Raw genomic sequence first — 11,959 nt, 5'->3', positions numbered from 1 at the left:
AGCGACATGGGGATCGGCGACAACCGCGCTCAGCAACCGCACGAAACGATCCGCGAATCCGGCTACCGTCGACTCGTCGAACAGATCCGTCGCATAGGTGAAGACGGCCGGCTGTTCGCGATCACCGTCGACGGGCGAAATCGTCAGTTGCAGATCGAATTTCGCGACGGCTCCGTCGAAGTCGACCTCCTCGACGGCCAGTCCCGGCAGTTCCAGCCGGGCGGTATCGACGTTCTGGAAGAACAGCGCCACCTGGAACAGCGGATGGTGTGACGGTGCACGGACCGGATCCAGGACCTCGACCAACCGCTCGAAGGGCAGTTCGGCGTGCGAGAACGCGGCCAGATCCGATTCGCGGACCCGGTCCAGCAGATCGACGAAACTCGTGCCGGGTTCGACCTCGGTGCGCAGCACCAGGGTGTTGACGAACATGCCGACGAGATCGTCGAGCTCACGTTCGCCACGCCCGGCTACCGGAGCGCCCAGGGTGACATCCGTGCTGCCCGACAGCCGCGACAGCAATGCCGCGAAGGCCGCGTGCACCACCATGAACTCCGACGCGTTGTGCGCGCGAGCGATCTCCGACACGGCGCGATGCGTCTGCGCCGGGATCGCGAACGAATACACCCCGCCGACGCCCGAGGGCGTCTGCGGACGCGGCCGGTCCGCGGGCAGGTCGATCCGTTCCGGCGCGTCGGCCAGCGCCGCGCGCCAGAACGCCAGCTGCTGCGCGGCCGGCGACTCGGGATCGTTCTCGTCGCCGAGCAGCTCCCGCTGCCACAGCGCGTAGTCCGCGTATTGCACCGGCAGCGGCGCCCACGCGGGTGCCGCACCCGAGGTGCGCGCCAGGTAGGCGGTCATGAGGTCCCGGACCAGCGGCGCCACCGACGCGCCGTCCGCCGCGATGTGGTGCGTCACCACGACCACCACGTGCACGTCGGGGGCGGACGTCAGCACCGCCATCCGCAACGGCACCTCGGCCGCGACGTCGAATCCGCGCAGCGCGAAGCGGGAGATCCAGTCCACGACAGCGCTTTCGCCGACCTCGACGACCGGCAGATCCGGCACCGTGGACGAGGGCAGTACGTTCTGATGTCCCACGCCGTCCACCGCGGGGTAGACGGTCCGCAGCACCTCGTGCCGGGCGACCACGTCACCCACGGCCGATCGCAGCGCCGTCAGGTCCAGCGCACCCGTCAACCGGACGGCGAAGGGAATGTTGTTGGCCGGGGAGGCGGTGTCGAACTGGTTGAGGAACCACATCCGCTGCTGTGCCAGCGACAGCGGCACCAGCTCCGGGCGCGGTCCCGCTACCAGCGCGGGACGTTGTGCGGGCGCGACGGCTGCTTCGGCGCGAATCGCCAACTGCTCCACCGACGGCGCCTCGAACAGGTCGCGGACCGCGACCGCCGCGCCGAGCGCGGCGTTCACCCGCGCGACGACCCGGGTGGCGACCAGTGAGTTGCCGCCCAGGGCGAAGAAGTCGTCGTCGCGGCCGACCCGCTCGGCGCCGAGTACATCGGCGAACACTCGGGCGATCGCTTCCTCGACCGGTGTGACGGGTGCGCGGAACTCGCGCTCCCCCAGCACCTTCGGCTCGGGCAGCGCACGCCGGTCCAGTTTGCCGTTCGGAGTCAGGGGCAGCGACTCCAGCACCATGACCACGTCGGGAACCATGTAGCCGGTGAGGAATTCGCCCACCGCCGAGCGCACCGCACCGGGGTCGGCGACCTGCCCGGCCTCCGGGACGACGTAACCCACCAGCCGGTCACCGAGGTCGCGATCGGAGTGGACCACCGCCACGGCCTGACTGATGCCGGGGCAGCGCAACAGCGCGGCCTCGACCTCACCCAGCTCGATACGGAAACCGCGCAGCTGTACCTGCTGATCGCTGCGTCCGGCATATTCCAGGGCGGCCTCACCGTCGAAACCGGCCCAGCGGCCGATATCGCCCGAACGGTACATGCGCGTACCGGGCGCCCCGAACGGATTCGCCACGAACCGAGTCGCGGTCAGACCCGGGCGGCCCAGGTATCCGCGCGAAAGCTGGCGTCCCGCGATGTACATCTCACCGGCGACACCGACGGGAGCCGGATGCAGGCGTTCGTCGAGAACGTAGGCTTCCAGACCCGGCAGAGCCTGGCCGATCACGCTGGCCGGATGATCGGCCAGCCCCTCGTCGAGCGCCAGGAACGACACGTGCACCGTGGTTTCGGTGATGCCGTACATGTTCACCAGTCGCGGCGCGGACGAACCGTGCCGCTCGTACCAGCGGCCGAGCTGGCGCAGATCCAATGCCTCGCCACCGAAGACGATGTAGCGCAGGGCGAACTTGCCCGCACTCGCCACCGCGGTATCCCCGCCGGTGTGATGCTGCGCGGCGCGATCGGCCTCGGCCAGCTGATAGAAGGCCGACGGGGTCTGATTCAGCACCGTGACCTGTTCGCGAATCAGCAACTCGCGGAACGCTTCCGGCGAACGCGAGGTCAGGTGATCGACCACGACCACCGCACCACCGGTGGCCAGCGAACACCACAACTCCCACACCGAGAAGTCGAAGGCGAAGGAGTGGAACAGCGTCCACACATCGGTCTCGTCGAAGTCGAACAGCAGCTGGGTGTTCGCGAACAACTCCAGCACGTTGCGATGAGTGACGCCCACGCCCTTGGGCACACCGGTGGAACCCGAGGTGTAGATGACGTAGGCCAGATCGGCCGGGCGCAGCGCGCGCACGCGTTCGCCGTCGGTGATCGGGGCGTCGGCGAAGTTCCCGGTCTCTTCCAGCAGAACCGTCGCCAGTTCCGCGGCGGGCAGTTCCGGCCGCACGGCGGCCGTGGTGAGCACACACGCCGGCTCGGCATCCGACAGCATGAATTCCAGCCGCTGCGCGGGGTAGCCGGTATCGATCGGCAGGTAGGCCGCGCCCGACAGCAGGACACCCAGCAGCGCGACGGGCAACTCCTCGGTGCGCGGAACCGCCACCGCTACCAGGGATTCCGGGCCCACGCCCTGCGCGATGAGCGCGCGCGCCACACGATTGGCACGCCGCAGCAGCTCACCGAAGGTGACGGTGGTGTCGCCGAACCGGATGGCCACCGCGCCCGCGCGCCGCTGCGCCTGCGCCTCGATCAGATCCACCAGCGTCACCGGCGGGACCAGCGCTCCGGGTGAATTCCATTCGTGCAGAACCAGTTCCCGCTCCCCGGGGGCGAGAACATCGACGTCGCCGACGACCGCGGCCGCATCGGCCGCGACAGCGCTCACGATGCGCAGGAAACGATCGGCGAAGTCCTGCACCGTCGCTTCGTCGAACAGATCCGTCGCGTAGCTGAACGACGCCGAGATGCCTTGTGGCACACCGTGTTCGTCGACACGCTCGGCCATGGCGAGCTGCAGGTCGAATTTGGCCGAATCGATCGCCAGATCGACTCCCGACACCGCGAGGCCGGGCAGTTCCAGTTCGGTGCGGGCCAGGTTCTGGAACGTCAGCATGACCTGGAACAGCGGATGCCGGCCGGTCGAACGTGCCGGGTCGAGAATCTCCACCAACCGCTCGAACGGCACATCGGCGTGGCCGAACGCGGCGACGTCGGTGCCACGCACGTCGGCGAGCACCTGTTCGAAACTGCGCGCCGGATCGATCTCGGTCCGCAGCACCAAGGTGTTGACGAACATGCCGATCAACTCGTCGAGCGCCTCGTCGCCGCGGCCCGCGATCGGAGTGCCGATCGCGATGTCGCGCGTACCGGACAAGCGGGCCAGCAGGACCGCCAGGGCGGCGTGCACGACCATGAACAGCGTGGCCTGATGCTCGTGGGCGAGGCGATTCAGTGCCGCGTGCACCGCCGGGTCGATCTCGAAGTCGTGGGTGCCGCCGCGATAGGACGCGACCGCCGGGCGCGGGCGGTCGGCCGGGAGCTCCAATTGCTCGGGCAGCGCGGCGAGTTCGCGACGCCAGAACTCGATCTGCGCGGCGAGCACCGAGTCGGGATCGTCCTCACTGCCCAGCGTTTCCCGTTGCCACAGCGCGTAATCGGCGTACTGGACCGCGAGCGGCGACCATTCGGGGTGACCGCCGCGCGCCCGGTCGAGGTAGGCGGTCATCAGATCGCGGGTCAGCGGGCCCATCGAGAAGCCGTCGCCGGCGATGTGGTGGATCACGCACACCAGCACGTGCTCGGTCTCGCCGAGCCGGAGCACGCGCAGGCGCACCGGCGGCGCGGTCGTCACATCGAAACCGCCGGAGACGGTCTCGGCGACCAGGGCGGCCACTTCGTCCTCGGCCGCCTCGACCAGCGGGATCTGCGGTACCGCACGGGAATCCGAGAGCGGCAGCACCTGCTGGTAGCCCTCGCCGTCGAGTTCGGGATAGACGGTGCGCAGCACCTCGTGGCGTTCCACCAGATCCCGCACCGCGGACCGCAGCGCGTCCACGTCGAGACGTCCGCTCAGCCGCACCGCGACCGGAATGTTGTTGACGGCCCCGGCGGGGTCGAAGCGGTTGAGGAACCACATGCGCTGCTGCGCGTAGGACAGCGGGATACGTTCGGGACGGGTCATCGGCCGCAGCCGCTCCCCGGTTCCGGTTCCGGCGTGGCGTTCCACCTGTTCGGCGAGCGCGGCCACGGTCGAGGCCTCGAACAGCAGCTGCACCGGCACGCGGGCGCCCAGCGCCGAGCCGATCCGGGCCGCCGCCTGGGCGGCCAGCAGCGAATTGCCGCCGAGTTCGAAGAAGTCGTCGTCGGCGCCGACCCGGCCGGGATTGTCCCCCTCGCCGGGGACCAGCAGGGCCGCGAACACCTCGGCGACGATCTCCTCCACCGGGGTGGCGGGAGCGCGGAATTCGCGGGCCGCGAAGGTCGGTTCCGGCAGCCGGGCGCGGTCGAGTTTGCCCACCGGGGTCAGCGGAATCTCGTCCAGCGTCATGATCACCGCGGGAATCATGTACGCGGGCAACGATTCCGCCAGGAAATCGTCCAGGCTCGCGATATCGAGCGCGGCCTCGGAACGCGGCAGCACATACGACACCAGCGCCGTCGCGCCCGAGGGCAGCGTGCGGCCGATGGTGGCGGCGAAATCGATATCCGGATGGGCGGTCAGGGCGTTGTCGATCTCGCCCAGCTCGATGCGGAAGCCGCGAATCTTGACCTGGAAGTCGGAGCGGCCCAGATATTCGATGGTGCCGTCGGATTCGTTGCGGCGCACCAGGTCGCCGGTGCGATACAGCCGTCCACCGGGCCGGCCGGCCTCCGCGCCGAACGGACTGGCGACGAATCGCTCGGCGGTCAGGCCCGGCCGATTCAGATAGCCCTGCGCCAGCGCCGGGCCGGCCAGATAGAGCTCCCCGACCACGCCCGCGGGCACGGGGCGAAGCCGCGAATCGAGAACGTAGGCCCCGATGCCGGAGATCGCCGTACCGATCGTGATCGGCTGTTCGGCAGCCATTTCCGCGGTGGAGGTGGCGAGGATCGTCGCCTCGGTCGGGCCGTAGCCGTTGTAGAAGCGGCGGCCGTCGCGCGCCCAGCGCCCGACCAGCTCGGGACCGAACTTGTCACCCGCGACCACCACGACCTCGAGGTCGGGCAGATCGGCCGGGTCCACCGACTCCAAGGCGCCCGGCGTGATCAGCATGTGCGAAACGCGTTCGCGCCGCAGCAGATCCGCCAGCTCGAAACCACCGAACACATCCGGCGGCGAGACGACCAGGGTCGCCCCCGACGAGAAGGCCAGCAGCAGTTCCAGCACCGAGACGTCGAAGTTGGGCGAGCAGACGTGGAGTACCCGGGCACCCTCGGTCACACCGTAGTGCTCACGCTCGGCCGCGACCAGTCCGCCGAGGCCGGCGTGCGTCACCACGACGCCCTTGGGGCGGCCGGTGGAACCGGACGTGTAGATCACGTAGGCCGGATGCGCTTCGGTGAGCGGGCGCACGCGGTCGGTGTAGGAGATCGGGTGCGCCGGATGCGAGGCGATCCGCTCGGAGACAACCGGATCGTCGAGTTCGAGCCAGTACACGCCGCTGCCCAGCGCACCGCGATACGCGCCCGTGGTCAGGCCGAGGACGGCGCCGGAATCGTCGACGATATGCGCGATGCGGTCGGGCGGATAGGCCGGGTCGACCGGCACATAGGCGGCACCCGCCTTGGCGATCGCCCACACCGCCAGCACCGATTCGATCGAGCGCGCGATGCCGATGGCCACCACGTCGCCCGCGCCGATACCGCGCGCGATGAGTTCCCGGGCCAGACGCGAGGACGCCTCGTCCAACTCTCGATAGGTCAGCTGCCGCGCGTCGGCCGGCTCACCGGTCGGATCGAACCGGATCGCTACCGCGTCCGCGGCGGATTCCACCGCAGCGGTCAGCAGCTGACCGAAAAGCGGGCTGCCCGACCGGCGGCGACGACCTCCACGAGCGGAACGGCGGGCAGTATCCATTCGAGTGTCTTCACCTCTCGCGTCCAGCAGGTCCGCACGGTCCAACACCCCCTCGCGCGGTCCGAGCAATCATATAAGGATGGCTGAGCCCCCGGGTTACGGCCGATCTACGGCCGCAACCCGCCGGTTCTCCTAGTTCTCATCGCTGCCAGGGTGCCTCGGTGTTGCACCCCGCGTCGACCTCCGTGACTCTAGTCACAGCCGCACCAGCGGCCGCATGTCACAGCCAGCCGCGGCGGATCGCCTGCACGCCGGCCTGGAACCGGGTACTGGCACCCAGGCGTTCCAGCAGGCTGGCGGTCCGCCGCACCACCGTGCGCCGGGACATGCCCAGCCGCCGGGCGATGGTGTCGTCCGTCGCGCCCAGGCCCATCAGGGTCAGGATGGCCCGGTCGCGTTCGTCCAGCGGCTGGTCGGGGTTCACCGAGATCGGCGCGGCCAGCGACCACAACACCTCGAAGGTGTGCACGATCGCGTCCAGCGTCGGGCAGGCCGCGATGCGCAGGCCCATCGGATCGCCGCGGCGTTCGTCGTGATGCAGCATCAGCGCCGCGCGGTCGTCGTCGGCGATGATCACCTTGAACGGCGGATCGGGCAGGGTGCGTGCCTGCGCTCCGGCGGTATTGGCCTGCAGCGCGAAGCGCAGCCGATCGGGATCCTGATAGATGGTGTCCTGATACAGCGTCTGATAGCGCACGCCCGCCGACATCCGCGCCGAGCGCAGGTCGAACAGCCGCGCGGCGCGCTCTCCCTCGCACAGATACGGGCCCCGGTCGATCATCCGGATCCGGCTGCGCGCGGCCCGCTGCAGATCCTCGAATTCGGCGACCACCTCGCGGGCCTCGTACATCGGGACGACCGTGCCGTCGCCGCGCGTGGTGCGCCGCACGGAGCGGAACGTCTCGCCGAGCCGGGCCGCGGCCTCGTGCATACGCGCGGTTTCGGCCTGGCGGCGGCGGGATTCGGCTTCCGACAGGGCCTCGGGGGCGTGGGCGTCCCAGCGGACGGTGTCGTCGATCTCGATGCGGACCACGGCCTGCATCTCGCAGAGTGCGTCGAGCGCGGCCGCGACGGCCTCGCGGGAGCACTCCAGATATTGCGCCAGTTCCGACAGGCTCGAGCGCGGATGCTGCACCAGAGCCGTATAGGCGCGGCCGTGCAAGGATCCGGAATCGAACAACTCGTACAAACCAGTCAATGCATCAACCCCCCGCGGCCGGCCGAGCCGGGCGGCCGACGACAGCGCGGGCGCTATTCGCCCGCCCCCCACGACTGCTGGGACAGGACGACGCCCTTGCTCGCCAGATAGGGAGCCGGATCGATCTTGACGTCGCTGGGATCCCAGATCTCCAGGTGCAGGTGCGGGCCGGTGGAGTTGCCGCGGTTGCCGACGGTGGCGATCACGTCACCGGCGTTCACCCGCTGACCCACGTGGGTGAGGATGTCGTTGACGTGGCCGTACACCGCGGTGGTGCCGTCGTCCTGCTTCACCCGGACCCACAGCCCGAAGCCCGAGGCGGGACCGGCGTCGATCACCGTGCCGTTCTCCACCGAATGAATAGGAGTGCCGATCGAATCGGCGAAGTCGACACCGTAATGCATGGCGCCCCACCGGGATCCGAAGCCGGAACTCACGACCCCGGCCACCGGCCGCACGGCCTGGGCCGGCGCGAGCTGCTGCTGAATCCCCTTCAGCACCTCTTCGGCGTGCGAGAGCGGGCCGGCGACCTCGGGCGGCAGATTCTGCAGGCCGAACGGGGCGGGCGCGGGCGCGGCCACCGGCTGGGCCTGCGGCGCGGCCGGAGTCTCGGCGGCGATCGGGGCGGCGACGGGTGCGGCCTGCTCGGCCTCGTGCGCGGGTTCGGAGGCCGACTTCAGCGCGACCGGTTCGGGAGTGTCGTTGTGGCCACCCGGCAGCAGGGGCGCGGCGTGCGCGAACTGGGTGGCGGTGCTGATCAGCGCGCCGGTCGCGACCGCGGCGCTGGCGGCGAGCTTCATCCGGTCGCCGGTGCGCGGCTGGGCGCGATGGCGAGTGCGACGCTCGGCCGCGCCGCTAGCGGCGGAGATGTCACCGAGCAGGTCCTGAACGGATACGGAACTGGATGTCTCACGGTGCTGCGGCAAGGCTCGTCCTAGCGTCGATCAACTCGGTGGCGACGCCGGTCGAAACCTGACATTCGGTAACGATTCGGCATCTGTTGTGACGGAAACTGTACTCCGTCGTGACCTTTTCGCAACCTCCGCGACGGAATTCGCAGGTGGAAGGCCGATCTTGGTGCCGCGGGCACCGTTACCGAGGTCCGGAGCCGGGTTCAGACTGAGGGGGTGATCCTCGACAACGTGCGCACCCCGATCGTGCTGGCGCCGATGGCCGGCGGCCCGTCCACCCCGGAACTCGCCGCCGCTGTCGGCGACGCGGGCGGCCTGGGATTCCTCGCCGCCGGCTATCTGAGCGCCACCGATACCGCCGCGCGCATCGCGGCGCTGCGCGAGCTGACCGAGACCCCCTTCGGGGTGAATCTGTTCGTTCCGGGCACGCCCACACCGCCGGAACACTTCGCGGCCTACCTCGACCGGCTGGGCCGCCGCTTCCCGATCGGCGAGGCGCGGTTCGACGCCGACGCCTGGGACGAGAAGCTCGATCTGCTCACCGCCGAGCCGGTCGCGGTGGTCTCGTGCACCTTCGGCTGCCCGTCGGAAGCCGAGATCGAGCGCCTGCATCGCGCCGGAACCGAGGTGTGGGTCACGGTGACCTCGGTGCCCGAGGCGCGGGTCGCCGCCGAGACGGGCGCGGATGTCCTCGTCGTCCAGGGCGCGGAGGGCGGCGGACATCGCGGCGGTTTCGCCGACCGGCCCGAGGAGGACGGCGCCGATCCCCTCACCACCCTCGCGCTGGTGCAGCTGGTGCGCGCCGCGGTCGACACGCCCGTGGTCGCGGCGGGCGGCATCGCCACCGGCGCGGGTATCGCCGCGGTCCTCGCCGCCGGCGCCGCGGCCGCACAGCTTGGCACCGCCTTCCTCCGCTGCCCGGAGGCGGGCACCTCGGCACTGCATCGCGATGCGCTCGCGATCGAGACGCCCACCATGCTGACCCGCGCCTTCAGCGGCCGCCGGGCCCGCGGCCTGCGCAATCAATTCATGCTCGACAACCCCGACGCACCCGCGGCCTACCCCGAAATCCATTACGCCACCGGACCGTTGCGCGCGCAGGCCCGCGCCGCCGACAACCCCGACGCGGTGAACCTGTGGGCCGGGCAGGCGCACACCCTCGCCGACGCCGTTCCGGCCGCCGACCTGGTGCGCACGCTCACGGAGGAAACGAAAGCCGCTCTACAATCGGCACTTTCGCGGCCATTCAGGTCTTGTTGACAACGTTTGTCGTTTAGACTCGTGGGACATCACCCGCCATCCCACGAGGAGAGCGTCATGTCATTGGATGTCCCAGCCGCACTGCTCGAACGCGCCGAAAGCGGTCCGGTCAGCGACGAGGAATTCGTCGAATGCGTTCGTACCTCACTGCCCTACGCCTACGAGGTCGTCAGCCGGGTGGCCGCCGACTTGCGTTCCGGCACAGCGGAATTCGCGGACAATCAGGTTCCCCCGCCGGACGAGACGGCCCGCGGCCAACTGCTGCGCGCGATGGCGTCGGATTCGATTCGCGGCAGCCTGGAGCGGCATTTCGGCATCAAGCTCGCCTTCCAGAACTGCCATCGGGTGGCGGCCTTCCCGCTGTCGGCCGTCGGTGGCGACACCTACTCCACCTTCATCTCCACCCGCGCTCAACTGCTCAATCAGAGCCCGGAACTGCGTAACTGCTGAACCGTACGGTTCCGGCGCCGTGGGTGTCCGGCGCCGGAACCGGCGTTACGCTCCGGCGCCCTCACCCCATTCCCGCAGCCGCCGTTTGAGGACCTTGCCGGTGGGGTTGCGCGGCAGTTCATCGATGAACACCACCTCGCGAGGCACCTTGTAGCGCGCGAGGTTGGCCTTCACATGCGCCTTGATCTCCTCCGCGCCGAGGGTTTCGGTGGTGCGGACGACGAAAGCGACCAGCCGGGCGCCGTATTCGTCGTCGGGGACGCCGATGACCGCGGCCTCGCGCACGTCCGGATGCGCGTCGAGCAGTTCCTCGACCTCGGCCGGGAACACGTTCTCCCCGCCGGAGACGATCATGTCGTCGTCGCGCCCGTCGATGAAAAGCCTTCCGGCCGCATCGAAATGGCCGACGTCGCCGGTGGACATCAGGCCGCGGATCCGCTCCTTACCGCCGCCACCGGTATAGCCGTCGAAGGGAATCGCGTTGCGGACGAAGATCCGCCCGGTCGTCCCGGGCGGTACGGGCTCGCCCTGCTCGTCGAGGATCTCGACCACCGCGCCCGCCACCGGTGACCCCACACATCCCGGCTCCTCCGCCAAGTCCTCCGGCGTGGCGATGGTGGCGTAGGCGACCTCGGTGGATCCGTACAGGTTGTAGACGACCGGCCCGAACGCGGCGGTCACGCGCCGGCACAACTCGGCGCCCAGCTGCGATCCGGCGACGAAGACAATGCGCAGCGCCGACAGATCCCGCTCGCGCACCGCCTGCGGACCCGATTCGACCATGCGCGCGAGCATCACCGGCACCACGATCAGCGTGGTCGCACCGTGCTCGGCCATACTGTCGAGCACCCGCTGCGGATCGAATCGCCGCCGGATCACCAGTGTCGAGCCGAAGCCTATGGCCAGCAACGACATTGCGAAGCCGAGGGTGTGGAACAGCGGTGCCGGACATTCGGTCACCTCGCGGGTCCGGAACGGCACCTTGCTGAGAATCGCGCCCAGCGGTTCCAGCGAACGCGGCTCCGATCGCGGCGCGCCCTTGGGCGTGCCGGTGGTGCCGCTGGTCAACAGGATGATCTTGGCGCCGGAACGCGAGATCGGCGGCGTGGCGGGCGAACCCGCGGTGATCAGCGACTCCAGGCTGGAGGTGTGCCCGGTCTCCGACCACGCCCGATAGGCCCCGCGCCGAGGGCTCAGGTCGCCGAGGATGGATTCGTACTCCTCGTCGTACACCAGCAGGTCGGCGCCCTCGCGGGCCGCCACATCCCGCAGTTGCGGCCCGGCGAAATCGGTGTTCAACAAAATGATCCGGGCCCCGCACTTGGCCGCGGCGAAGACCGCGTCGAGCAGGCCGCGGTGGTTGCGGGCCAGAATCGCCACACCCTCGCCGGTACGCAGTCCGCGTTTGCGCCATTCGTTGGCCAGCCGGTTGGAGCGGTCCTCGAGTTCTCGATAGCTCAGCGTGCCGAGTTCGTCGATCACCGCTGCCCGATCGCCGTAGCGGGCGGCGGCCAGCCGCAGCAGCGCGGGCAGCGCACCGTGCCGGAGCAGCGCGTCGCCCGCGGACAGCAAGGTCAACGGCGAGTCGATTCCGACCACGCCACTGCCCACCGCGAGCCGCAGATATTCCAGCTCGGCCCACGCCCGCGCGATCACGGTGCGTAACAGATTCACCGTCATGCTCGAATCCCCCTGCCGCGCCGAC

General features: G+C 69.7%; 6 protein-coding genes. 2 read left to right on the top strand and 4 right to left on the bottom strand.

Annotated elements, in window-relative coordinates; genetic code table 11:
- The 3 genes from AC5592_RS31765 to AC5592_RS31755 form a co-directional block, all read right to left on the bottom strand.
- The coding region (locus AC5592_RS31765; protein WP_063066307.1) for a non-ribosomal peptide synthetase at nt 1-6,435 on the bottom strand (6,435 nt) is incomplete at its 3' end.
- Nucleotides 6,436-6,655: 220 nt separating this feature from the next.
- The gene (locus AC5592_RS31760) at nt 6,656-7,633 is read right to left on the bottom strand and encodes a helix-turn-helix transcriptional regulator (RefSeq protein ID WP_063066300.1); all 978 of its coding nucleotides are present in this window, start codon (nt 7,631-7,633) and stop codon (nt 6,656-6,658) included.
- Between the two features lie 53 nt (nt 7,634-7,686).
- On the bottom strand, nt 7,687-8,559 hold the full coding sequence (locus tag AC5592_RS31755) for a M23 family metallopeptidase (RefSeq protein ID WP_036505660.1): 873 nt from the start codon (nt 8,557-8,559) through the stop codon (nt 7,687-7,689).
- Nucleotides 8,560-8,760: 201 nt separating this feature from the next.
- Here AC5592_RS31755 and AC5592_RS31750 point away from each other — a divergent pair, with 201 nt between their 5' ends.
- The gene (locus tag AC5592_RS31750; protein WP_174372341.1) at nt 8,761-9,804 is read left to right on the top strand and encodes a nitronate monooxygenase; all 1,044 of its coding nucleotides are present in this window, start codon (nt 8,761-8,763) and stop codon (nt 9,802-9,804) included.
- 57 nt (nt 9,805-9,861) lie between these two features.
- Nucleotides 9,862-10,254: an SCO5389 family protein gene (locus tag AC5592_RS31745; protein WP_030513337.1), complete on the top strand. Its 393-nt coding sequence runs from the start codon at nt 9,862-9,864 to the stop codon at nt 10,252-10,254.
- Nucleotides 10,255-10,299: 45 nt separating this feature from the next.
- Here AC5592_RS31745 and AC5592_RS31740 read toward each other — a convergent pair whose 3' ends face one another.
- Nucleotides 10,300-11,934, bottom strand: a complete 1,635-nt coding sequence (locus AC5592_RS31740) for an acyl-CoA synthetase (protein WP_036505661.1) — start codon at nt 11,932-11,934, stop codon at nt 10,300-10,302.
- Nucleotides 11,935-11,959: the final 25 nt, after the last annotated feature.

The sequence above is a fragment of the Nocardia violaceofusca NBRC 14427 genome (assembly GCF_963869435.1).
Lineage (GTDB): Bacteria > Actinomycetota > Actinomycetes > Mycobacteriales > Mycobacteriaceae > Nocardia > Nocardia aobensis.
Note: the sequence above shows the minus strand (reverse complement) of the source record. Positions and strands in the feature narration are given on the sequence as shown.